General features: G+C 67.0%; 21 protein-coding genes. 19 read left to right on the top strand and 2 right to left on the bottom strand.

Annotation, left to right across the window (positions count from 1 at the left end; translation table 11 throughout):
• The 11 genes from ltnD to hpaI all read left to right on the top strand — a co-directional run bounded on the left by ltnD (window position 1) and on the right by hpaI (window position 11,172).
• Complete coding sequence (gene ltnD, locus IEI94_RS18350; RefSeq protein ID WP_191168693.1) at window positions 1–945, top strand: L-threonate dehydrogenase; 945 nt, start codon at window positions 1–3, stop codon at window positions 943–945.
• Complete coding sequence (gene otnK / locus IEI94_RS18345) at window positions 942–2,258, top strand: 3-oxo-tetronate kinase (RefSeq protein WP_191168692.1); 1,317 nt, start codon at window positions 942–944, stop codon at window positions 2,256–2,258. Before ltnD ends, otnK begins: the two co-directional genes overlap by 4 nt.
• A complete protein-coding gene (gene otnC / locus IEI94_RS18340) occupies window positions 2,255–2,914 on the top strand; it encodes a 3-oxo-tetronate 4-phosphate decarboxylase (RefSeq protein WP_191168691.1) in 660 nt (219 codons plus the stop codon). Before otnK ends, otnC begins: the two co-directional genes overlap by 4 nt.
• A 24-nt stretch (window positions 2,915–2,938) precedes the next feature.
• Window positions 2,939–3,730, top strand: coding sequence for a 2-oxo-tetronate isomerase (gene otnI / locus IEI94_RS18335; RefSeq protein ID WP_191168690.1), 792 nt, complete (start codon window positions 2,939–2,941; stop codon window positions 3,728–3,730).
• A 59-nt stretch (window positions 3,731–3,789) separates the two neighbouring features.
• Window positions 3,790–4,758 (top strand): D-erythronate dehydrogenase, encoded by a 969-nt coding sequence (denD, locus tag IEI94_RS18330; RefSeq protein ID WP_318153419.1) that lies wholly within the window; start codon window positions 3,790–3,792, stop codon window positions 4,756–4,758.
• A gap of 282 nt (window positions 4,759–5,040) precedes the next feature.
• The gene (locus IEI94_RS18325; RefSeq protein ID WP_191168689.1) at window positions 5,041–6,048 is read left to right on the top strand and encodes a TRAP transporter substrate-binding protein; all 1,008 of its coding nucleotides are present in this window, start codon (window positions 5,041–5,043) and stop codon (window positions 6,046–6,048) included.
• A gap of 55 nt (window positions 6,049–6,103) precedes the next feature.
• Entirely contained in the window at window positions 6,104–6,688 is a 585-nt protein-coding gene (locus IEI94_RS18320) for a TRAP transporter small permease (protein ID WP_191168688.1), read from the top strand.
• Complete coding sequence (locus IEI94_RS18315) at window positions 6,685–7,962, top strand: TRAP transporter large permease (RefSeq protein ID WP_191168687.1); 1,278 nt, start codon at window positions 6,685–6,687, stop codon at window positions 7,960–7,962. The genes IEI94_RS18320 and IEI94_RS18315 overlap by 4 nt, the downstream gene beginning before the upstream one ends.
• A 12-nt stretch (window positions 7,963–7,974) precedes the next feature.
• Window positions 7,975–9,447: an aldehyde dehydrogenase family protein gene (locus tag IEI94_RS18310; RefSeq protein WP_224750193.1), complete on the top strand. Its 1,473-nt coding sequence runs from the start codon at window positions 7,975–7,977 to the stop codon at window positions 9,445–9,447.
• Window positions 9,448–9,489: 42 nt separating this feature from the next.
• The gene (locus tag IEI94_RS18305; protein WP_224750192.1) at window positions 9,490–10,386 is read left to right on the top strand and encodes an NAD(P)-dependent oxidoreductase; all 897 of its coding nucleotides are present in this window, start codon (window positions 9,490–9,492) and stop codon (window positions 10,384–10,386) included.
• A gap of 21 nt (window positions 10,387–10,407) precedes the next feature.
• Window positions 10,408–11,172, top strand: a complete 765-nt coding sequence (gene hpaI, locus IEI94_RS18300) for a 4-hydroxy-2-oxoheptanedioate aldolase (protein WP_191168686.1) — start codon at window positions 10,408–10,410, stop codon at window positions 11,170–11,172.
• A 33-nt stretch (window positions 11,173–11,205) separates the two neighbouring features.
• On the opposite strand, the gene IEI94_RS18295 is transcribed toward hpaI, so the two are convergent.
• Together IEI94_RS18295 and IEI94_RS18290 are read right to left on the bottom strand one after the other, a co-directional pair.
• Window positions 11,206–12,624, bottom strand: coding sequence for an FAD-binding oxidoreductase (locus tag IEI94_RS18295; RefSeq protein WP_191168685.1), 1,419 nt, complete (start codon window positions 12,622–12,624; stop codon window positions 11,206–11,208).
• A gap of 13 nt (window positions 12,625–12,637) precedes the next feature.
• Window positions 12,638–13,801 carry a fumarylacetoacetate hydrolase family protein gene (locus IEI94_RS18290; protein WP_191168684.1) on the bottom strand — a complete coding sequence of 388 codons (1,164 nt, stop codon included), beginning with the start codon at window positions 13,799–13,801 and terminating at the stop codon, window positions 12,638–12,640.
• 167 nt (window positions 13,802–13,968) lie between these two features.
• Between IEI94_RS18290 and IEI94_RS18285 the strand changes: the two genes are divergently transcribed.
• The 8 genes from IEI94_RS18285 (at window position 13,969) to nanR (ending at window position 21,966) form a co-directional block, all read left to right on the top strand.
• Complete coding sequence (locus IEI94_RS18285; protein WP_191168683.1) at window positions 13,969–14,733, top strand: SDR family NAD(P)-dependent oxidoreductase; 765 nt, start codon at window positions 13,969–13,971, stop codon at window positions 14,731–14,733.
• The gene (pdxA, locus tag IEI94_RS18280) at window positions 14,730–15,752 is read left to right on the top strand and encodes a 4-hydroxythreonine-4-phosphate dehydrogenase PdxA (RefSeq protein WP_224750191.1); all 1,023 of its coding nucleotides are present in this window, start codon (window positions 14,730–14,732) and stop codon (window positions 15,750–15,752) included. Before IEI94_RS18285 ends, pdxA begins: the two co-directional genes overlap by 4 nt.
• Window positions 15,749–16,927 (top strand): four-carbon acid sugar kinase family protein, encoded by a 1,179-nt coding sequence (locus IEI94_RS18275; RefSeq protein ID WP_191168682.1) that lies wholly within the window; start codon window positions 15,749–15,751, stop codon window positions 16,925–16,927. Before pdxA ends, IEI94_RS18275 begins: the two co-directional genes overlap by 4 nt.
• Before the next feature lie 115 nt (window positions 16,928–17,042).
• On the top strand, window positions 17,043–18,044 hold the full coding sequence (locus tag IEI94_RS18270) for a sialic acid TRAP transporter substrate-binding protein SiaP (protein ID WP_191168681.1): 1,002 nt from the start codon (window positions 17,043–17,045) through the stop codon (window positions 18,042–18,044).
• A gap of 56 nt (window positions 18,045–18,100) precedes the next feature.
• A complete protein-coding gene (locus tag IEI94_RS18265; protein WP_191168680.1) occupies window positions 18,101–18,637 on the top strand; it encodes a TRAP transporter small permease in 537 nt (178 codons plus the stop codon).
• Between the two features lie 12 nt (window positions 18,638–18,649).
• Window positions 18,650–20,029 carry a TRAP transporter large permease gene (locus tag IEI94_RS18260; RefSeq protein ID WP_191168679.1) on the top strand — a complete coding sequence of 460 codons (1,380 nt, stop codon included), beginning with the start codon at window positions 18,650–18,652 and terminating at the stop codon, window positions 20,027–20,029.
• A gap of 27 nt (window positions 20,030–20,056) precedes the next feature.
• Complete coding sequence (locus tag IEI94_RS18255; RefSeq protein WP_191168678.1) at window positions 20,057–21,133, top strand: Ldh family oxidoreductase; 1,077 nt, start codon at window positions 20,057–20,059, stop codon at window positions 21,131–21,133.
• Window positions 21,134–21,234: 101 nt separating this feature from the next.
• The gene (gene nanR / locus IEI94_RS18250) at window positions 21,235–21,966 is read left to right on the top strand and encodes a transcriptional regulator NanR (protein ID WP_191168677.1); all 732 of its coding nucleotides are present in this window, start codon (window positions 21,235–21,237) and stop codon (window positions 21,964–21,966) included.
• Window positions 21,967–22,311: the final 345 nt, after the last annotated feature.

Here is a 22,311-nt window from a genome sequence, read left to right as displayed (position 1 = left end):
TTGAGCCAAACCACCCCCCAGACAAATCCACGCGTTGGCGTCGTCGGCCTGGGCGCCATGGGCATGGGCACCGCCCTGACGCTCCATGAGCGCGGCCTGACGGTGTCCGGCTGCGATGTTTCGCACGCCGCCCGCGAGGCGTTTGCCGCCAAGGGCGGCAACAGCGTGGAGAGCCCGGCGGCGCTGGCCGACTGCGAGGTCGTGGTGCTGCTGGTGGTCAACGGCGAGCAGGTCGAGGAGGTGCTGTTCGGCGATCAGGGGCTGGTGGGCAAGCTCGCTCCTGGCAGCCTGGTGATCCAGTGCGCCACCGTGGCGCCGAGCCAGGCCCGCAGCCTCGCCGAGCGTCTGGCAGCCGAAGGGCTGGCGATGCTCGACGCCCCGGTCAGCGGCGGGGCGGCCAAGGCGCGCAGCGGCGAGCTGTCGGTGATGGCGTCGGGGGACGAAAACGCCTTCGCCAAGGCCGAATCTGTGCTCGATGCCATGGCCGCCACCGTCTACCGCCTGGGGGATGCGGCGGGGGTCGGCTCCAGCATGAAGCTGGTCAATCAGCTGCTGGCCGGTGTGCATATCGCCACCGCCGCAGAGGCCATGGCGCTGGGTATTCGCATGGGCCTCGACCCGGACACCGTCTACGACGTAATCACCCACTCGGCGGGCAACTCCTGGATGTTCGAGAATCGCGTGCCGCATATTCTCCAGGGCGACTACACGCCGCTCTCCGCGGTGGATATCTTCGTCAAGGATCTCAATATCGTCCACCAGACCGGGCGTGAGCTGGCCATGCCCACCCCGGTGGCGTCGAGTGCCCTGCAGCAGTTTACCGCCGCCAAGGGCGCCGGCTTCGGCCGCGAGGATGACTCGGCGGTAATCAAGGTCTACCAGCGCCTGTCCGGCATTCCGTTGCCCGAGGCCGCCAATGACGCCGATGCCGGGGGTGACGCATGAGCCTGGTACTGGGCGCCATCGCCGACGACTTTACCGGGGCCACGGATCTTGCCAACAACCTGGTGCGCGCCGGCATGCGCTGCGTGCAGCTGATCGGGGTGCCCGACCACGAGCTAGACCTTGGCGATATCGATGGCGACGTCGATGCGGTGGTGGTAGCGCTGAAATCGCGCTCCTGTCCGGTGGACGACGCAGTGGCCGACTCCCTGGCCGCGCTCGAGTGGCTGCAGGCCCGCGGCGCGCGTCAGATCTTCTTCAAGTACTGCTCCACCTTCGACTCCACCGACGCCGGCAATATCGGCCCGGTGGCGGATGGGTTGCTGGAGCAGTTAGGCGGTGGCCAGACGGTGATGGTGCCGGCATTTCCCGCCAACGGCCGCAGCGTCTATCAGGGCCATCTGTTCGTCGGCGACCGGCTGCTCAACGACAGTGGCATGCAGCATCACCCCCTCAACCCGATGACCGATGCCGACCTGGTCAGGGTGCTGGGGCGCCAGACCCCCCATCCGGTGGGATTGGCGGCACGGCCGATACTCGCCCAGGGCGGCGGGGCGACCCGTGCTCATCTGGACACCCTGGCCGCCGACGGCGTGCGCCACGTGATCTGCGACAGCCTGGACGAGCAGGATCTCGAGGTGATCGCCGAGGCGGTGGTCGACTACCCGCTGGTTACCGGCGGCTCGGGCCTCGGCCAGGCGCTGCCCGCCCAGTACCGGCGTCGCGGCTGGTTGGCCGAGGTCAGCCAGCCAGGCCGTCTGGCGCCGGCGGCAGGGAGCGCCCTGGTGCTCTCGGGCAGCTGCTCGCGGGCGACCCTGGGTCAGGTGGCAGCGTTTCTCCAACAGCGCCCCGGGTTTGCCCTCGACCCGCTGCAGCTGGCCGAAGGCGAAGCGCATCTCGACGCGGCCCTGGCCTTCGCCCGGGAGCAGCTCGCAGCCGGCGGCCCGGTGCTGGTATATGCCTCCGCCGATCCGGAGCGGGTCAAGGCCGCCCAGCAGGCGCTGGGCGTGGCCCGCGCCGGCGAGCTGGTGGAGCAGGCGCTCGGCCAGCTGGCACAGACGCTGGTCGGAGAAGGCGTGGGCCGCCTGGTGGTGGCCGGTGGCGAGAGCTCCGGGGCGGTGGTGTCGGCGCTGGGCATAAGCCAGCTGCGCATCGGCGGCCAGATCGACCCAGGCGTGCCCTGGACCCAGGCACCGCTGCCAGGCCGTGAAGCGCCGCTGTCCCTGGCGCTCAAGTCGGGCAACTTCGGCGGCGAAGACTTCTTTACCCGTGCCTTCACGGTGCTCGATGAACTGACCGGGGAGGGCGCGGCATGAGCAGCAGCCCCTATCTTGGCGCGGAGAGTCAGCTCCGCGAGCAGATCGCCACCCTCGGCAAGTCGCTGTTCGATCGCGGCCTGACCATGGGCTCCAGCGGCAATATCAGCGTACGCCTCGACGATGGCGGCTGGCTGATGACCCCCACCAACGCCTGCCTGGGGCGGCTCGACCCGGCGCGTATCTCACGCCTCGATGTCGATGGGGGGTGGCAGGATGGCGACAAGCCCACCAAGGAGCACTTCCTGCATATGGCGATGTACGCCGAGCGGCCCCGCTCAGGCGCCATCGTGCACTTGCACTCCACCCACTCGGTGGCGGTCTCCTGTCTGCCGGATATCGACCCCTGCGACTGCATCCCGCCGCTCACCGCCTACTATGTGATGCGGGTGGGCAAGCTGCCGCTGGTGCCTTACCACGTGCCCGGCGACCCGACCCTGGGCGATGCGGTGCGCGGCCTGGCGGGCCAGCACAGCGCCGTCCTGCTCGCCAACCACGGCCCGGTGGTGGCCGGCAAGAACCTCGAGGCGGCGGTCTATGCGACCGAAGAGCTGGAAGAGACGGCCAAGCTGTTCCTGCTGCTGCGCGGCGAGAACCCGCGCTGCCTGACACCGGAGCAGGTCGCCGAACTCGAAGCGCGCTTCCCGCGCGACTGATGTGAACCGAACGGGATACCCAAGATGATTCGACTGGCCGCCAATCTCAGCATGCTGTTCAACGAGCACGACTTCCTCGATCGCTTTGCGGCCGCGGCCCAGGCGGGCTTCCGCGGCGTCGAGTACCTGTTTCCCTACGACCACGCCCCCGAGACGCTGCGCGAGTTGCTGGACGAGCACGGCCTCGAGCAGGTGCTGTTCAACCTGGCTCCCGGGGATTGGCAGGCCGGCGAGCGCGGCCTGGCCAGCCTGCCGGGGCGTGAGGCGGAGTTCCGCGACTCGGTGGTCGAGGCGCTGCACTACGCCGAAGTCCTGGGCTGCCCGCGGGTCCACGCCATGGCCGGGCTGCTGCCGGCGAATGCCGACCGCGCCGCCCACCACGCCTGCTATATCGACAACCTGCGCTTCGCTGCCCGGGAGGCCGCCAAGGTCGGGCGCGAGGTGCTGATCGAACCGATCAACACCCGCGACATGCCGGGCTTCTTTCTCTCCCGCCAGGCCCAGGCCATGGCGGTGCTGGAAGAGGTCGGCGAGCCCAACCTGCGCTTGCAGTTCGACCTCTACCACTGCCAGATCATGGACGGCGATCTGATTCGCCACCTCGAGCGGCAGTTCGCCGCCGTCGGCCACGTGCAGATCGCCGGGGTGCCGGAGCGCCATGAGCCGAATCTAGGCGAGGTGCACTATCCGGCGATGTTCGAGCGGCTCGAGGCGCTGGGCTATGGCGGCTGGATCGGCTGCGAGTATCGCCCGGCGGGCGATACTCGCCAGGGGCTGGGCTGGGGTCGCGAGTATGGCTTGCTGCCAGCGGACTGAACGCAGACACAACTGCGACACATACAAAGACGACAAAGACAACGAGGACGCCACTCTCCATGGATTCCATGCATATTCTGATCACCGGCGCCGCCGGCTTCCTCGGCCAGCGGCTACTGCACCGTCTGATCGACCGCGGCGAGCTGTGCGGTCGAACGATTACCCGCTTTACTCTGGTCGACCAGAGCGAAGCCGCGGTGCCCGAAGCAGCGGGCATCGAGTTCGATAACCAGGCGCTGGATATTACCGCCCCCGGCGCCTGGGAAGGCGTGCTCGACGGCCGGCCCGACGTCATATATCACCTGGCGGCGGTGGTCAGTTCCGCCGCCGAAGCGGATCTCGACCTCGGCATGGCGGTCAACTTCGATGCCACCCGGGCGCTGCTCGAGGGCTGCCGCGCCCGCGAGCTGACGGCGACCCGGCTGGTGATGGCCAGCTCGGTGGCCGCCTACGGCGGCGATCTGCCCGAGACCCTCGACGACATGACCGCGCTGCAGCCACAGAACTCCTACGGCGCGCAGAAGGCGATGTGCGAGCTGTTGATCAACGACTATAGCCGCCGCGGCCTGGTCGACGGCCGGGTGCTGCGCCTGCCGACCATCGTGATTCGTCCCGGGCGGCCCAACGCCGCGGCCTCCAGCTTCGCCTCCAGCATCCTGCGCGAGCCGCTGGGCGGCGAGGAGGCGATCTGTCCGGTGCCGCTGGAGCAGCTGCTGTTCGTGATGTCGCCTGGCAAGGTGATCGAGGCGCTGGTACACGGCGCCGAGGTCGATGGCGCGGCGTTGGGCAAGTTCCGCGCCTTCATGCTGCCGGGCATCACCGTCAGCGTTGCGGAGATGCTCGAGGCGCTGGGCCAGGCCGCCGGTGACGAGGCCGTGGCGCGGGTGCGCCATGAGCCCGACTCGCGCATCCAGGCCATCATCGCCAGCTGGCCGACGCGCTTCGATACCGCCAAGGCCAAGCAGCTGGGCTTTGCCGGCGACGACGACTTCAAACAGATTATCGATGCCTTCGTGGCAGAGCAGTAGCGAGCCAGTGAAACCAGTTGCTCCCAGCGAGGGACGCCGGGGGCAGGTCGGAGAGGAGGTGTCGATGCCATGGATGGCATGGGTAGCGCCCAGGGATGGTTTACAGCGCCTCATCGTCGGTCCGGCGCTCCGGGGCCTGCCGCCGGATCAGTCCCGAGCGTTGGCAGCCCAGAGCGTTAGTAGCCCATAGCGTTAGTAGCCCAGAGCAAACGACGCACTCCATGCGTCATAAACGGCACGGCGCCAGGCGCCGTATCGACAACAATAGAAGAGGAATGCCACATGACAACACGCCTAGCTCGTCGTCCCCTGGTCACCGCCATCGGCGGTGCCGTTACCCTCGGCCTGGCCAGTGTAGCCCTGCAGGCCCAGGCCGCCACCGAGATCAGCCTCGGCCATACGCTCTCCTCCACCTCCCACTATGCGGTGGGTGCCCAAGCCTTCAAGGAGACTCTCGAGGAGCTCTCCGACGGCGCCTTCACCGTCACCGAGCACACCTCCGGCTCGCTGGGCGGTGAGCGCGAGATGATCGAAGGCCTGCAGATCGGCACCGTGGACATCGTCATCACCTCCACTGGGCCGCTCGGCAACTTCGTCCCCGAGACCTACGTGCTCGACCTGCCGTTCCTGTTCGAAGACTACGACCAGGCGCGCTGCGTGCTCGACAGCGAGCTCGGCGACGAGCTGCTGGCCAAGATGAGCGACCATGATCTGGTCGGTCTGGCCTGGTCGGAGAACGGCTTCCGTCATATGACTAACAGCCGTCGCGAGATCAGCTCGCCGGCCGATGCCGATGGCCTGCGGGTGCGCACCATGGAGAACGAGGTCCACCAGGAGGCGTTCCGCCAGATGGGCGCGCGACCCACACCGATGGCCTTCCCCGAGCTGTTCACCGCTCTGCAGCAGGGCACCGTTGACGGTCAGGAGAACCCCATCACGGTGATCGTGGCGACCAACTTCTGGGAAGTGCAGGACTACCTGTCGCTGACCGGCCACGTCTATTCACCCTCCGCCGTGCTCGGTTCGCCGATCCTGCTCGACGGCCTCAGCGACGAGGAGCGTGAGTGGTTCAACGAAGCCGCCCGTGCGTCCGCCGAGGCCACCCGTGGGGAGGTCTCACGCCTCGAGGAAGAGGGCGTCGCGCTGCTCGAAGAGAACGGCATGACGGTCAAGACCGATATCGATATCGGCCCCTTCCAGGAAGCCGTGGCGCCGGCCTACGAGATCTTTACCTCCGAGCACGGCAGCGAGATGCTTGACCGCATCCAGGAAAAAGCCGCCAGCTGCTGATTCGACCCGTTAGCCCCCGGCGCATGCCGGGGGCATCTTCGCTCTTGGTGATCCTATGCTCGCAGCATTTCTGCGTGTCGAGCACCAGCTGACGCGTCTGGCCATGGCCATCGCGATCGTCATGCTAGTGATCTCGGTGACGCTCAGTTTCTATCAGGTGTTGACGCGTTTCGTGTTCAACGCCCCCTCGACCTGGACCGAAGTCGCCTCGCGCGCATCGATGATCTGGTGCGTGTTCATGGCCGCAGCGGCCACCTTCCGCGGCGGCTACATGATGGCCGTGGAGGCCATCTACAAGGTCATACCCACACGTTTTGCGCTATGGCTGGAAACCGCCATCGTGCTGTGCTGCCTGCTGGTGCTGGGGGTGCTGATCTACTTCGGCTTCCTGATGACCGGGCGGGTCGGCAACCAGACCATGTCGGGCATGAATATCTCCATGTCCTACGCCTATGCGGCGATCCCCACCGGGTCGGCGTTCGCCATCGTCGCCGTGCTGGCTCGGCTGTTTTCCCAGCTCAGCGGCCGAGAGCCGGTGGGGCCGGACAACAGTGAGGTCAGCCCCGAGGTCGAGCTGCAGGAGATACAACACACGCAGCAGGATGTCGCCGACGACGGCAGGGGAGGCCCACGCCCATGAATCTGGTCATCGGACTCTCGCTGCTGATCCTGTTCGCCTTCGGTGTGCCGATCGCCATCTCGATCATGCTGGCGTCGATCATCGGTATCGAATTCTTCACTCGGCTGCCGCTGCTACTGGTGCCGCAGCAGATGTTCATCGGCATTGACAAGTTCCCGCTGATGGCGATCCCGTTCTTTATCCTGGCTGGTAACCTGATGGCCGCCGGCGGTATCTCCCAGCGACTGGTCGACCTGGCCAAGTCCATCGTCGGTCAGGTGCAGGGCGGCCTGGCGATGTCCTGCGTGCTGACCTGCATGATGTTTGCCGCGGTCTCCGGCTCCAGCGTGGCAACCACCTTCGCCATCGGCGCGATCCTGATCCCGGCGATGGTCAAGCACGGCTACCCCAAGCCGCTGGCGGCCTCGATCCAGGCCTCCTCGGCGGAGCTCGGGGTGCTGATCCCGCCGTCGATTCCGCTGATCCTCTACGGGGTCAGCACCGACACCTCCATCGGTCAGCTGTTCCTGGCCGGGATAGGGCCGGGGTTCCTGATCGGCGGCGCACTGATCCTGTTCCTCTACCTGTTCTGCAAGGCGCGCGGTTTCGGCAAGGAGGACTACAAGGACAGCACCGGTTTCGTCTCCTCCTTCCAGCGTGCCTGGGCGGCGATGCTGATGCCGGTGGTGGTGATCGGCGGCATCTACGGCGGCGTGTTCACGCCCACCGAGGCGTCGGCGGTGGCGGTGTTCTACGCGCTGATCGTGGGCGGCTTCTATTACCGCGAATTGAAGGCGGCCGACCTGGTGCCGATCCTGCGCCAGAGCGTGATCTCCACCGCCGCGGTGATGCTGATCATCGCCGCCGCCTCGCTGTTCAGTTTCCTGCTCAGCCGTATCGGCCTGCCGGCGCAGATCGCCAATATGGTCACCGCCACCATCGACAACCCGCTGATGTTCCTGCTGGTGGTCAATGCGCTGCTGCTGGTGGTGGGCATGTTTATCGAGACCTCGGCGGCGATCCTGGTGCTGGCGCCGATTCTCACCCCGATCGCCATGCAGTTCGGTATCCACCCGGTGCACTTCGGGCTGGTGATGGTGGTCAACCTGGCGCTGGGCATGATCACCCCGCCGCTGGGGGTGAATCTGTTCGCCGCCTGTGCGGTAGCCAAGATATCCATCGATCAGATGCTGCCCTGGCTGCTGCGCTTCGTGCTGGTGGTCATGGCCTGCCTGATGCTGATCACCTACCTGCCGTGGATCTCCATGGGCCTGGTCAATCTGGTATACGGATAAAGGAGAACGACAATGACAAGCACAAGGACGCAGACGCCTGCGATGCCGCCCCAGGCGGCGCTGATCGGCGGCGAGTGGCAGGCCACCGCGGCCACCCTCGATATGGAGGCCCCGGCCAGTGGGCGCGTCACTACCTGCATCGCGCGCTGCCAGGTGCCGGAAGTGGAAGCGGCGGTGAGTGCCGCCCGGCGCGCCTTCGCCGGTGAGCTGGGCGACTGGGCGCGCTGGAGCACTCGAGAGCGCGGCGCCTGGCTGCTGGGCATGGCGGAGGCCATCGAGGCCGACCACGAGCAGCTGGCGGCCCTGGAGTGCCTGGACACCGGCAAGCCGCTGAGCCAGGCGCGCGCCGATATTTCGGCCTGTGCCCGCTACTTTCGCTTCTACGGCGGCGGTGCCGACAAGCTCCACGGCGAGACCCTGCCCTATGAGACCGGCTTCACGGTGATGACCCTGCGCGAGCCCCACGGCGTCTGCGCCCAGATCATTCCCTGGAACTACCCGGCACAGATCTTCGGCCGCTGCATCGCCGCCGCGCTGGCCACCGGCAATACGGTGGTGCTCAAGCCCGCCGAGGACGCCTGCCTGAGCGTGCTGCGCCTGGCCGAGCTGGCCATGCAGCAGGGGCTGCCGCCCGGCGTGCTCAACGTGGTGCCGGGGCTCGGCCGCGAGGCCGGTGCGGCGCTGGCCTCGCATCCGGGTATCGACCATCTCTCCTTTACCGGCTCGCCGGAGACCGGCACCCAGGTGACTCAGGCGGCCGCGGTGCACCATGTCCCGGTGACCCTGGAACTGGGCGGCAAGTCGCCACAGATCGTGTTCGCCGACGCCGACCTCGACGCGGCGTTTGACGCCGTGGTGCGCGGCATCATCCAGAACGCCGGTCAGACCTGCTCGGCGGGCAGCCGGCTGCTGGTACAGCGCGAGGTCGCCGAGGCCTTCACCGGTCGGCTGGTGGAGCGCTTTTCAGCGCTGCGCTGCAACGCCGGGGAGGCCGATGCCGACTGCGGCCCGCTGATCAACGGCCGCCAGAAGTCGCGGCTCGAGGCGCGCCTGGCCGCCGCCGAGGCCGACGGCATTCGTATCGCCGCCCGGGGCCAACTGGCTGAGGGGGCCTCGGCAGAGGGGCACTTCGTGGTGCCGCATCTGCTCACCGAGATCCCCGACGACCACGCCGTGCTGCACGAAGAGCTGTTCGGTCCGGTGCTGGCAGTGCAGGTCTTCGACGACGAAGCCGAGGCGCTACGCCTGGCCAACGCCACCGACTTCGGCCTGTGTGCCGGCGTCTGGACCCGGGATGGCGGCCGCCAGCTGCGCCTGGCCAAGGGCATCCGCAGCGGCCAGGTGTTCATCAACAACTACGGCGCCGGCGGCGGTATCGAACTGCCGTTCGGCGGGGTCGGGCGCTCCGGCCATGGCCGTGAGAAGGGCTTCGAGGGGCTGCGCAGTTATACGCGAGTTAAGACCGTTGCCATCAAACATGATTAAGTAAACCATTTTTATACCGTTATCTTGCTTTGGAGGCCCTCTATGAGTCGCTCCCCTGAATCTTCTGCCCGGCTGTTTCGCATCGGTATGGTCGGCGTCGGGCTGATGGGTCACGGCATTGCCAGGAACCTGCTTCAGGCCGGGCATTCGCTGACCTTTCTCGACCACCCCGGCAACCAGCCGGTGGACGACCTGCTGGCGGCGGGCGCCGAGCCGCGAGCCACTGCCCGAGAGGTCGCCGAAGGCGCCGAGCTGGTGCTGCTGTGTGTGACCGGCTCGCCCCAGGTCGAAGCGGTGCTGTTCGAGCCTGGTGGCGTGCTGGAGGGCCTGGCACACGAGGCGGTGGTGGTGGACTGCTCCACGGCCCTGCCCAGTTCCACTGAGAAGGTGGCCGCCAGGGTCACCCAGGCCGGCGGCCGCTTTATGGACGCCGCCATGACCCGCACCCCCAAGGAGGCCGAGGAGGGGCGCCTCAACCTGATCGTCGGCGCCCCTCAGGCGCTGTTCGATGAGCTGCGCCCGGTACTGGCGTGCTTCGCCGAGAATATCGCCCATGCCGGTGAGGTGGGCGCCGGTCACACCCTCAAGCTGCTCCACAACTTCGTCTCGCTGGGCTTCTCGGCGGTGCTCGCCGAGGCTGCGGCGGCCTCTCGACGGGCCGGCATCGACGACACTGCCCTGCTCGAGGTACTGGGCAAGGGCGGCGGCGGGGGCGTGGTCTTCGAGCGACTGCGCCCGTACATCGCCGATGGCGACCCCGGCGGTTTCCGCTTCAGCGTCGCCAACGCCAGCAAGGACCTGGGCTACTATCACACCATGACCGACGAGCTAGGCGTGGAGCGCGGTGTCGCGGCGGCGGTGAACGCGCTCTACCAGAGCATCGACGACCCGGCGCTGACGGTGCCGGAGGTTATCGGCGAGCTCGAGCGGCGCCGCTAGACACCCTCTAAGGGAAGAGTGATGAAGAATAACGATTTCAAAGCACGGCTGCTGTCAGGGGAGCCGCAGACCGGAATCTGGCTTGGGATGGCCAGCCCCTATGTCGCCGAGATGGCTGGCACGGCGGGCTTCGACTGGCTGCTGCTCGACGCCGAGCACGCCCCCAACGATGTCGCCAGCCTGCTCACTCAGCTGCAGGCCATTGCGCCCTACGTCAGCGCTCCGGTGGTGCGCCCGCCGGTGGGCGATCCGGTGCTCATCAAGCGCTATCTGGATATCGGTGTGCAGAATCTGCTGGTGCCGATGGTCGAGTCGGCGGAGCAGGCGGCGGCGCTTGTAGCGGCAATGCGCTATCCCCCCGAGGGCGTGCGCGGGGTGGGCCACGTGCTGTCGCGGGCGGCGCGCTGGGGCCAGGTGGAAGACTACCCTCACCACGCCAACCGCCAGATGTGCCTGCTGGTGCAGGTGGAAACCCTGCAGGGCCTGGAGAACCTCGATGCGATTGCCGCGGTAGAGGGCGTCGACGGGGTCTTCATCGGGCCGGCGGATCTCTCCGCGGCCATGGGCCATCTCGGTGACCTGGGCCACCCCGACGTCGTGGCGGCGGTGGATGACGGCGTGCAGCGCATCCGCGCCGCCGGCAAGGCCGCGGGGATCGTCACCACCAACGAAGAAGAGGCGCAGCGCTACCTCGATGCCGGCTGCACCTTCGTCGGCGTAGGGGTCGATACCGTACTGTTCGTCGAGGCGCTGCGCGGCCTGGCGCAGCGTTTCGAGACGCGCTGAGCGGCATGCTGCGGGCCGCCCAGCGCTGGCGGCTCAGGCGCGGGGCAGGATGCGTCCCGGGTTCAGGGCGTGCTCGGGGTCGAACAGCGTCTTGACCCCATCTGCCAGCTCGCGCTCCAGCGGCGACAGCCGCGCCAGGTAGGCGGCCTGCTTGGTGCGGCCGATGCCGTGCTCGGCGCTGATGCTGCCGCCCGCCTCATCCACCACCTCGAACAGCAGCGCCTCCAGCTTATGCAGGTGGGCGTGCTTGTCGGCCTCTGCCATGGCCCTGGGGGGCAGGACATTGACGTGCAGGTTGCCGTCACCCACGTGGCCGTAGGCGATGATCTCGCACTCCGGCGACGCCGCCATGATCGCGGTGGATGCGCGTTCGACGACATCCGGAATCCGCGAAATGGGCACCGAGACATCGGTACGCAGGTGCTCACCGTAGCGCCGCTGACCCTCCAGCATGCTCTCGCGGAACTGCCATAGCTGTTGACCCTGAGCCTCGCTGGCGGCCAGGGCGCCGTCGAGTATCAGATCGCGACTCATGCCCTGTTCGAGCAGGTGTTCGAGCATCGCGCCGAGGTCCAGCGGTCCGCTGGCGGCGACCTCCATCAGCACATACCAGGGGTAGGCCTCGTCGAGGGGATCGCTGAGACTCGGAGTGGCCTCCATGGCGAGCTCGAGACAGCGCCGCGGGATCAGCTCGAAAGCGCTGAGCAGGTCGCTGCAGTCGCGGCGTGCCAGCCCGTAGAGAGCGATCACCGCCTCCACCGAGGGCAGGCCAAGCAGGGCGGTGCGGCTCTGAGTGGCCCGCGGCGAGAGCTTGAGCACCGCGCCGGTGACGATCCCCAGGGTACCTTCGCTGCCCAGCAGCAGCTGCTGCAGCGCATAGCCGCGGTTGTCCTTGTGCAGCGCCTTGAGGCCGTGCCAGATGCGCCCGTCGGGCAGCACCACCTCGAGCCCCAGCACCAGCTCACGCATCATGCCGTAGCGCAGTACATTGAGGCCGCCGGCGTTGGTGGCGATATTGCCGCCGATCTGGCAGCTGCCCTGGGCGCCCAGTGACAGCGGGAAATCGCAGTCGTGCTCGGCCGCCGCCTGCTTGACGTTGTCGAGGATGCAGCCGGCGTCGACGCTCATGCTGAAGTTGATCGGGTCGATGTCGCGCACCCGATCCATGCGCTCCAGGCTAATCACCAGTTCGCCGCCGTCGGCCGCCGGCAGGGCGCCGGCCACCAGGCCGCTGTGGCCGCCCTGGGGCGTCATCGTCACGCCGTGCTCGCGGCACAGGCGCACCGTCTCGGCGACCTCCTCGGTGCTGGCGGGGCGGGCCACGGCCAGCGGCTGGCCGAGCCGGACGCCGGCCCAGTCAACCGTGTAGCGGGCCATGTCGTCGGGATCGCGAAGCAGGCCGCGCTGGCCGAGTCGCCGGTGCAGGGCGTCGAGCAGTGTCTCAGCGCTCATACTCGTCTCCTGTTCAGTGCTGGTTCAGATCGCGCATCAGCTGGCGGATGCCGTAGGTCCAGGGCGGCAGCTGATCGCTGCGCCCGACACGGTTGACCAGCGCACCCAGCGCCGGAGTGGCGATGGTCACGGTATCGCCCAGGTGGTGGGTGAAGCCCTGGCCCTGGCCGTCGCGATCCTGGATCGGCGAGAACATGGTGCCCAGGTAGAGCATCACGCCGTCCGGGTACTGGTGATGCGCGCCGATGGTCTGGCGCACCAGATCGAGAGGGTCGCGGCTGATCTCGGCCATATTACTCTCGCCCTGGAGCAGGAAGTCGTCGTCCTGGCCTTCGATACGCAGCGAGACCTTGGCGCGGCGCACGTCGTCGATATCGAAGCCGTCATCGAATACCCGAATGAACGGCCCGATGGCGCTCGACGCATTGTTGTCCTTGGCCTTGCCCAGCAGCAGGGCGCTGCGCCCCTCGACGTCGCGCAGGTTGACGTCGTTGCCCAGGGTCGCCCCCTTGACCTCGCCGCGGCTATCCACCGCCAGCACGATCTCCGGCTCCGGGTTGTTCCACTGCGAGGAGGGGTGCAGGCCCACGTGGCTGCCAAACCCCACCGAGGAGAGCGGCGGCGCCTTGGAAAACACCTCGGCGTCGGGGCCGATGCCGACCTCCATGTACTGCGACCAGCCGCCGCGCTGCTGTAGCTCGCGCTTGAGCGCCATGGCCTCGTCGGAGCCCGGCACGATGCGTGACAGGTCGCCGCCGATCAGCGCCTGCAGCTCGCTGCGCAGGGTGTTGGCACGCCCGGGGTCACCGCCGGCCTGCTCCTCGATGACGCGCTCCAGCAGGCTCACCGCAAAGGTCACCCCGCACGCCTTGACCGCCTGCACGTCGCAGGGCGCCAGCAGGTAGGGCGCGCGCTGGGGCTCGGCCAGGGAGTTGTCGAGCAGGACCTCCACCGTGCCCAGCGACTCGCCCTCGGCGCTGCGCAGCGCCTCGACCAGGTCGTCCCGTTCGAGCAGATCGGCCATGGTTGGCCCCAGGTGGCTGATATCGATCACCTCGCCGTGACGCACGCCGATCAGCACCGGGCGTGGGCGCGGCGATTCGCGCCAGGCGCGCCCGACCAGCAGGGCGCGGTCGAGGTCGTGGGGGAGAAGATCGGGTGTTGTTTGCGTGCTCATGGTGCCTCCCGTAGCGGCGAGCTGGTGTCTGGCCTGGTATCGCCTATCATGTTATTGATGTCGTCTTGTATGAAAGGTATGCCAAGACTATAACAGCCTAATGTATCCGATATCGATAGGGTGCCGGGCATCATCAATGATGATCGCAGGCCCCTGGGAGTGACGCCATGTTCGACGAATGGAAAGCTAAGCGCGTACTGATCACCGGCGCCAGTCGCGGGATCGGCGCGGCGGTGGCGCTGCAGCTGGGCAAGCTGGGGGCCAGGGTCGGCGTGCACTACCATGCCAGCGCCGAGGGAGCCGAGCAGGTGGCCGATGCAATCCGCGCGGCGGGCGGTGACGCGGTGACCCTGAAAGGCGACCTCAGCCGCAGCGTGGAGGCACGGCGGGTGGTCGATGAGGCCGCCGACCGACTGGGCGGGCTCGACGTGCTGATCAATAATGCCGGCGACATGTTGGGCCGGGCGGCGCTGGAGGAGATCGACGACGACCGCTATGAAGGGGTCATGGACCTCAACGTGCGCTCGGTGGTGATGGCCTCCCAGGCGGCGCTGCCGCATCTTCGCCGCGCCGGTGGCGGCACCATCATTCATACCACCTCGATCGCGGCGCGCAATGGCGGCGGCGCAGGTGCCGGCCTCTACGCCTCTGCCAAGGGCTTCGTCAGCACCTTGACCCGCAACATGGCCAAGGAGCTCGCTGCGGAAGGTATCCGCGTCAATGCCGTCGCCCCCGGCACCATCGCCACCGATTTTCATGCTCGTCACTCCAACGACGACCACTTGGCCGCCGCCCGGGCGAGCATTCCCATGGGGCGACTGGGCAGCGCCGAGGAGTGCGTGGGCGCCTATCTGTTCCTGGGCAGTGAGTCGCTGAGCGGCTATGTCACTGGTCAGGTCATCGAAGTCAACGGAGGGCAATTGATGCCATGAGTGAATCCCATACTGCGGGCGCTGCGGCGCCCCCGTTCGCTACCGCCATCACCATGGGCGACCCGGCCGGCATCGGGCCGGAGATCATCTGTCGGGCGGTAGCCGCGATGACCGAGGCGGCGCGCCGCCAGACCTTGCTGGTGGGCGACCCGGCGATCTTTGGTCGCGCCGCCGAACTGATCGGCGCGCGCTTGGCGCTGGTGCCCTGGGTCCCGGGGCAGGCGCCGCCCCATGACGGCGTGGCGGTGTCCGCCGTCGAGGCGCCGCCGGGCGTCGAGATCGCCGATGGTCAGATCAGCGCCGCCGCCGGCGACATGGCGTTTCGCTGCGTCGAACGGGCAGTCCAGCTGGTCCAGGCACGCCACGCCGGGGTGATCGTCACCGCGCCGCTCAACAAGGGCGCGCTGCACGCCGCCGGGCATGACTACGATGGCCATACCGGCATGCTGGCATCGCTCACCGGAGCGCCGTCGTCGTTCATGCTGCTGGCCTCGGAGACGCTCTCCACGCTGCATGTGTCCACCCATGTGTCGCTGCGTGATGCCATCGATCGGGTCACCCCGGAGCGCATTATCGCCACCGTGGAGGCGGGCCATGCGCACCTCAAGGCGCTGGGGCTGGCCGAGCCGCGCATCGCCGTGGCCGGGCTCAATCCGCACTGCGGCGAGGGCGGCATCTTTGGCGACGAGGATGAGCGCTGCATCGCACCGGCGGTGGCGGCACTGCGCCAGCGCGGCTTCACGGTGAGTGGGCCGATCTCCGCCGACACCGTGTTCTATCGTGCCAGCCGCGGCGAGTTCGATCTGGTGGTGGCGCAGTACCACGACCAGGGCCATATCCCGGTCAAGCTGATCGCCTTCGACACCACCGTCAACGTCAGCCTGGGGCTGCCGATTCAGCGCACCTCGGTGGATCACGGTACCGCCTTCGATATCGCCTGGAAGGGCGGCGCCGATGCCACCAACCTGGGCTCGGCGCTGGCCTATGCCCATCGCCTGGTGGCTGGGGGCATGACGTGACGCGCTGCCGGGTGGCGATCATTGCCGACGACCTGACCGGCGCGCTGGACGCCTGTGCCCCCTTCGCTGCCCGCGGTGCCGATGCCCGGGTCGTGGTCTCGCGGGATCAACTGTCCGGCGTCGTGGCCGAGTGGCGCGATGCGCCTCCCGAGGTGGTGGCGATCAATATCGAGTCCCGGCACCTCTCGGCCGACGCGGCGGCAGCGCAGCTGACGTCGGCCTTTCAGGCGCTAGCCCCGCTGGCTCCCGGGCTGTGGTTCAAGAAGGTCGACTCGACGCTACGCGGCCAGGTGATTGCCGAGTGCTGCGCGCTGCGCGACGGGGTGGGTCTGCCACTGCTGCTGGCACCCGCCGTGCCGGCCCAGGGGCGCGAAGTGCGTGGTGCCGAGGTGTGGGTCGACGGCGTGCGCCTGGCGGATAGCGACTATCGCCACGACGCCCGCTCGACGCCGCTGCTGGGGCCGCTGGACAGCGCCTTCGCAGCGGCGGGCCTGCCCCTCGAGCGCATCGTGCCACAGCCCGGCATGAACCTGCCGCACTGCGATGGCGTCGTCGATGCCACCGGCGATGGAGATCTGGCGATGCTCTATGACGCCGTGCTGCGCAGCGAGGGGGACTTCTGCCTGGCCGGCGCAGGGGGGCTTGCCCAGGCTGTCGCTCAGCGGCTGTTCGGCTGCCTTCTGGGCCGGCGCTGGGCCATCGCCTCTGACCTGCCGCGGCTCTATGTGGTCGGTTCGCGTGCCCCGCGCAGCGAGGCGCAGTGCCAGGCACTGCGGCAGGCGGTACCCGAGCTGACCGGACTCACGCCTGCCGAGCTGCAGATGGCCGCGTGGCTGCCCATGCAGCTGCTGCTCAGGCCGGCAGACGACGAGCAGCGCAGCCCGGCACAGGTCGCCGAGGCCCTGGCCAGCGCCGCCGCCGCCTGGCGCGAGGCGTATCCCTCGGGGCTGTTGTTCGCCACCGGGGGGGACACCGCGCTGGCGATTCTCGAACGTCTCGAGATTGGCTATCTGCAGGTGGTGGCGGAGTGGGCACCGGGGGTGGTGGTGAGCCACTGCGATGGCGATGCGCAGCAAACCATCATTACCAAGGCGGGTGGCTTCGGCCATGACCAGCTGCTTGTCGAGCTGCATGGCGTGCAGCACGCCGAACCGCCCTACGCCGTTAGTCGATAGCGACCTTCAGAGGTTGCAAGGGTCCTGGCAAACCGCTAGCTTTCGTCTTGGGTGGTATGATACGTATACAGCACAACACTAACGCTATCCGAAGATAACGACAGGAGCACGCACAATGCATAACAATACACGCCGTCATCACTCGCTCGCCCGCTGGTTTTCCGTGTCGCTGTTAGCGGCCGGGGTCAGCCTGGCCAGCGCCGCCTATGCCCAGGAAAACCTGCGCTTCGCCCACGTCTACGAAACCTCCGAGCCTTTCCATCAGTGGGCCGAGTGGGCCGCCGACGAGATCGAGGAGCGCACCGATGGCCGCTACAGCATCAGCGTGCACCCGGCCTCATCGCTGGGCAGCGAGGAGGACATCAACGAAGGTCTGGGGCTGGGCACGGTCGATATGATCTATACCGGCACCCAGTTCGCCGGCCACTCCTACGGGCCGATGGGCATCGCCGGGGCGCCCTATATGTTCCGCGATTTCGATCACTGGCAGGCCTACGCCGAGAGCGATCTGTTCCAGGAGATCGCCGACGGCTACCGGGACGCCACCGGTAACGTGCCGATCGCACTCAACTACTACGGCGAGCGCCATGTGACCTCCAACGACCCGATCAATGTGCCGGAAGATATGGAGCGGCTGCGCATTCGCGTACCCGGCGCGCCGCTCTACATGATGTTCCCGCGCGCGGCCGGAGCCAACCCGACGCCGATCGCCTTTAGCGAGGTATATCTGGCGCTGCAGCAGGGCGTGGTGGATGCTCAGGAGAACCCGCTACCGGCGATCCGCGCCATGGCCTTCCATGAGGTGCAGGACTACATCAACCTCACCGGTCACGTCACCGACTCGCTGATTACCATCGTCAGCGGCACGCGCTGGAACCAGCTCTCCGAAGAGGACCAGGAGATCTTCCGCGAGGTGCTGCAGGAGGCGGCGCAGAACAATACCGCCGATATCCTCCAGGCCGAGGCGGAGCTCGCCGCGTGGTTCGAGGAACAGGGCACCACCGTCAATGAAGTGGATCGCACGCCGTTCCGTGAGATCACCGTGCCTTACCACCTCGGCGACGACGCCAACTGGGACGAGGAACTCTACGAGCGTCTGCAGGCCCTCGGCCAGTAAGCGGACATTGACGGAGGAGCTCACTGCAATGCAGTGAGCTCCAGGAGGTGTGTGTCATGTCAAAACAGACCGATGGCCTCGATGATGCCGTCGATCCGATGCTCGACTTCGACTCGGCGTTCGAGGATGACGAGTTTCGGTTCAGCGACTATGCCGTCGAGGACTACTTCACCTTGGTGGTCTTCTGGGCGCTGATCCTGGTCGTCTCACTACAGTTCTTTACCCGCTATGTGCTCGGCGACTCGACCACCTGGACCGAGGAGATCGCCCGCTACCTGCTGATCATCGTCAGCTTCGCGGGGAGCGCCATGGCGGTGCGCAAGGGCACCCATATCATGGTGGAGTTCTTCTACCGCTATATGCCCAACTGGCTCGGCAGACTGGTGGCCGCAGTGGCCGAGGGCGTCAGCGTGGGCTTCTACTTTGCCATGGCCTGGGTCACCTACAAGCTTGCCGACCGCACCGGCAGCATGATGATCTCCGTCGACCTGCCCAAGAACATCATCTATTTCACCGTCTTTGCCGCCTTCGTGCTGATGGCGCTACGCGGTATTCAGCGAATCGTCCTGCGCATACGCGCGGCACGTAAGTAAGGGTGCGTCCACATGTCGAAACTCTCCATGCTGCGCTGGCGAGCACCGATCGTCACGCCGCTGCTTTCAGCCCTGGCCATACTCGGCTGCGTGGTGCTGGCCGCAACCGGTTACTACCTCTCATTCCTGTTCTTTACGCTGTTCACGCTGCTGGTGCTCGGGGTGCCGATCGCCATCAGCCTGGCCGGCGCCTGCCTGCTGTTCGTGGTGTTCTCCGGCCAGGTGCCGGACGTGGTGGTGGCCCATCGCATGATCAACGGCATCGACAGCTTTCCGCTGCTGGCCATTCCGTTCTTCATCTTCGCCGGTAGCCTGATGAACAACGCCGGTATCACCGAGCGTATCTTCGACTTCGCCAAGGCGCTGATGGGCTGGATGCGCGGCGGTCTCGGCCACGTCAACGTCGGCGCCAGTATCGTCTTCTCCGGCATGTCCGGCGCCGCAGTGGCGGATGCCGGCGGGCTTGGCACCATCGAGATCAAGGCCATGAAGGATGCCGGCTACGAGGAGGAGTTTGCGGTGGGCATTACCGCCGCCTCGTCGACCATCGGGCCAATCATCCCGCCCAGCCTGCCGATGGTGATCTACGGCGTGATGGCCTCGGCCTCGGTGGGCCAGCTATTCGCCGCAGGGTTGATTCCCGGCCTGCTGATGGGCGCCATGCTGATGGGGATGATCTTCATTATCTCGCGCCGCCGCGGCTATACCGCCGATGCGCGCTTCTCATTCCTTGTGCTAGGCAAGACCTTTAGTCGTGCAGCGCTGTCGCTGATGACGCCGGTGATCATCGTCGGCGGCATCATCAGCGGGGTTTTCACGCCCACCGAGTCGGCGGTGGCAGCGGTGGTCTATGCGCTGTTCCTGGGCGTGGTGGTCTACCGCACCCTCAACTGGCGCAAGCTGCTCAAGGTCAGCATGGAGACCATCGAGACCACGGCGATCATTCTGTTCATCGTCGCCGCGGCGTCGATCTTCGCCTGGATCATGTCCAGCAACCAGGTCACCCAGCATTTGGTGGCCGTGCTCGGCCCCTTCGCCGACAGCAAGATCGCGGTGCTGCTGTTCTCCAACGTGGTGTTGATCATCATCGGCTGCTTCATGGAGACCATCGCGGCGATCACCATTCTGGTCCCGGTGCTGCTGCCGATGGCCATTGCGGTGGGGGTCGACCCGGTGCACTTCGGCGTGATCATGGTACTCAACCTGATGATCGGTCTATTGACGCCGCCGGTGGGGATGGTGCTCTACGTGCTGTCGCGGGTCTCCAACGTCAGTTTCGAGCGCTGCATGCGCGGCACCATTCCGTTCCTGATCCCGCTGGTGCTGTGCCTGCTGCTGGTGACCTTCATTCCGGCCATCTCGATGTGGCTGCCGACCCTGATCTATCGCTGATCGCCGCAACGGAGGGTGCCCTGGACCATGAGTGATGAGTACACCGCCATTCGCGTGGCACGCCACGACCTGGAGCGCTTCATGGACGAAGCGCTGGCGCACCGCGGCGCCGATGCGGCCAGCCGTGAAGCGGTGATCCGCGCGCTGGTCACCGCCTCGCGCTGGGGCACCGACAGCCACGGCCTGCGCCTGCTGCCGCACTATCTTGAGGCGCTCGCCGGTGGCCGTATCAACCGGTGTCCGGCACCCGCGTTTACCCGACGCCTGCCCGCCACCGGCCACCTCGATGCCGATCACGCCATTGGGCATCTGGCCGGCTATACCGCCATGGCGCATGCCGTCGACATGGCGCGGGAGGTGGGGATGGGCGCCGTGGTGGTGGGTAACTCCTCCCACTACGGCGCCGCCGGCTGCTACGCCCTGGCGGCGGCGGAGCAGGGCATGCTGGGGTTGACGGTCAGCAACTCCGATCCCTTCGTGCTGCTGCATCGCAGCGAGGGGGCCTTTCACGGCACCAATCCGATCGCCTTCGCCGCGCCGGTGGCGGGCAGCCACCCCTATGTCTTCGACATGGCCACCAGTTCGATTCCCTGGAATCGCGTCCAGCAGTACGCCGCCATCGGCCGCCAGCTGCCCGATCAGGTGGCGGCAAACGCGGCCGGCGAAGTGACCCGAAGCCCCGGGGAGGTCAGCGCGCTGCTACCGCTGGGGGGCAGCGAGTTCGGCTTCAAGGGCGCCGCGCTGGGGGGCTTCGCCGAGATTCTCAGCTCGACGCTGTCGGGTATGCTCAACGGCTTCCGGCTGCTGCCGATGGTCGGTGACGATCTGGCCACGCCGCGTGGCGTCAGCCACTTCTTCCTGGCCATCAACCCGGCCGGCTTCATCGATGCCGAGACGTTCCAGCAGCGCTTGGGCGAGTACCTCGCGGATCTGCGCGACCAGCCCGCCGTGAGTGGCGCCGAAGTGCTGGCGCCGGGAGACCGCGAGTGGCGCTGCATGGCCGAGCGCGACGTCAGGGGCATCCCCCTGGACAACGCCAATCGCGACACTTACGCGAGGCTCGCCGAGCAGCTCGAGATCGCACCGCTAACGCCGCTTGTGTGACGCTCAGGGCGCTGCTGCTGGGGGGATAATGCAGTAACATAGGTGGCATGTCGGCGTCGCAGCTTATGGCGAGCGCCCAAGCAGAATCGAGAGGGTCATAGATGAGCAAGTACCGCGTAGAGCGCAAGACGCTGTCCGAGCAGGTCGCCGAGCAACTCGAGGCCGAAATTCTCGAAGGGCGGCTGAGCGAGAACGACCAGCTACCCTCCGAGCGTGAGCTGATGGAGCAGTTCGGCGTTGGGCGGCCGGCGGTGCGCGAGGCGCTGTTTCATCTGCAGCAGCTGGGGCTGATCGCGATCAACAGCGGTACCCGGGCGCGGGTCATCCGGCCCACCGCCGAAGCGGTAATGGCGCGTCTCTCCGGGGTTACCCGGCAGCTGCTCTCCAAGCCCGACGGTCAGCAGTACTTCCAGGAAGCGCGCGCCATGTTCGAGATTTCACTGGCCCGCTATGCCGCCCAGCACGCCAGCGATGACGACCTTGCCCGGCTGCGCGCCGCTCTCGACGACAATCGGGATGCCGTCGGTAACGAAGCGCGCTTCAAGCGCTCCGATAATGCCTTCCACGGCGTACTGGCGAACATCGCCCGCAACCCCATCTTCGACGCCATCCACGAGTCGCTGTCCGAGTGGCTCGACGACCGCCGCGCCCAGGTGCTGCAGCAGAAGGATGAAGACAAGGCCGCCATGGCCGCGCATATCGAGATCGTCGAGGCCATCGAGTCGCGCGACCCCGACGCCGCAGAAGCCGCCATGCGCCGCCATCTGGACCGCCACTACGGCACCTATATGCAGCTCAAGAAGCGCCTTACCGACAGCGACACTAGCGGATAACCCCATCGCGAATAAATTCGCTCCCACTTTTGCCTGGGGCGCCACTCCCCAGTGTGGGAGCGGTTTCAACCGCGATTGCAGCGCGTAGCGCTGCCGGGTAACCCCAATCGCGAATAAATTCGCTCCTACTTTTGCCTTGGCGCCATTCCCCAATGTAGGAGCGGTTTCAACCGCGATTGCAGCGCGTAGCGCTGCGGGTTGTAAGAACCCCCATCGCGACTACATTCGCTCCTACTTTTGCCTTGGCGCCACTCTCCAGTGTGGGAGCGACTTCAGTCGCGATGAGCGCGCAGCGCTGCGGGTGGTAAGAACCCCATCGCGAATACATTCGCTCCTACTCTTGCC

This window comes from Halomonas sp. ML-15, assembly GCF_014779595.1.
Classification (GTDB): Bacteria; Pseudomonadota; Gammaproteobacteria; order Pseudomonadales; family Halomonadaceae; genus Franzmannia.
This window is presented reverse-complemented; position numbering and strand designations above follow the sequence as displayed.

Excerpts from the sequence above, each read along its gene's own strand:
- otnK (WP_191168692.1), top strand. The coding sequence starts at position 942 with ATGAGCCTGGTACTGGGCGCCATCGCCGACGACTTTACCGGGGCCACG.
- otnC (WP_191168691.1), top strand. The coding sequence starts at position 2,255 with ATGAGCAGCAGCCCCTATCTTGGCGCGGAGAGTCAGCTCCGCGAGCAG.
- otnI (WP_191168690.1), top strand. The coding sequence starts at position 2,939 with ATGATTCGACTGGCCGCCAATCTCAGCATGCTGTTCAACGAGCACGAC.
- denD (WP_318153419.1), top strand. The coding sequence starts at position 3,790 with ATGGATTCCATGCATATTCTGATCACCGGCGCCGCCGGCTTCCTCGGC.
- IEI94_RS18325 (WP_191168689.1), top strand. The coding sequence starts at position 5,041 with ATGACAACACGCCTAGCTCGTCGTCCCCTGGTCACCGCCATCGGCGGT.
- IEI94_RS18320 (WP_191168688.1), top strand. The coding sequence starts at position 6,104 with ATGCTCGCAGCATTTCTGCGTGTCGAGCACCAGCTGACGCGTCTGGCC.
- IEI94_RS18315 (WP_191168687.1), top strand. The coding sequence starts at position 6,685 with ATGAATCTGGTCATCGGACTCTCGCTGCTGATCCTGTTCGCCTTCGGT.
- IEI94_RS18310 (WP_224750193.1), top strand. The coding sequence starts at position 7,975 with ATGACAAGCACAAGGACGCAGACGCCTGCGATGCCGCCCCAGGCGGCG.
- IEI94_RS18305 (WP_224750192.1), top strand. The coding sequence starts at position 9,490 with ATGAGTCGCTCCCCTGAATCTTCTGCCCGGCTGTTTCGCATCGGTATG.
- hpaI (WP_191168686.1), top strand. The coding sequence starts at position 10,408 with ATGAAGAATAACGATTTCAAAGCACGGCTGCTGTCAGGGGAGCCGCAG.
- IEI94_RS18295 (WP_191168685.1), bottom strand. The coding sequence starts at position 12,624 with ATGAGCGCTGAGACACTGCTCGACGCCCTGCACCGGCGACTCGGCCAG.
- IEI94_RS18290 (WP_191168684.1), bottom strand. The coding sequence starts at position 13,801 with ATGAGCACGCAAACAACACCCGATCTTCTCCCCCACGACCTCGACCGC.
- IEI94_RS18285 (WP_191168683.1), top strand. The coding sequence starts at position 13,969 with ATGTTCGACGAATGGAAAGCTAAGCGCGTACTGATCACCGGCGCCAGT.
- pdxA (WP_224750191.1), top strand. The coding sequence starts at position 14,730 with ATGAGTGAATCCCATACTGCGGGCGCTGCGGCGCCCCCGTTCGCTACC.
- IEI94_RS18270 (WP_191168681.1), top strand. The coding sequence starts at position 17,043 with ATGCATAACAATACACGCCGTCATCACTCGCTCGCCCGCTGGTTTTCC.
- IEI94_RS18265 (WP_191168680.1), top strand. The coding sequence starts at position 18,101 with ATGTCAAAACAGACCGATGGCCTCGATGATGCCGTCGATCCGATGCTC.
- IEI94_RS18260 (WP_191168679.1), top strand. The coding sequence starts at position 18,650 with ATGTCGAAACTCTCCATGCTGCGCTGGCGAGCACCGATCGTCACGCCG.
- IEI94_RS18255 (WP_191168678.1), top strand. The coding sequence starts at position 20,057 with ATGAGTGATGAGTACACCGCCATTCGCGTGGCACGCCACGACCTGGAG.
- nanR (WP_191168677.1), top strand. The coding sequence starts at position 21,235 with ATGAGCAAGTACCGCGTAGAGCGCAAGACGCTGTCCGAGCAGGTCGCC.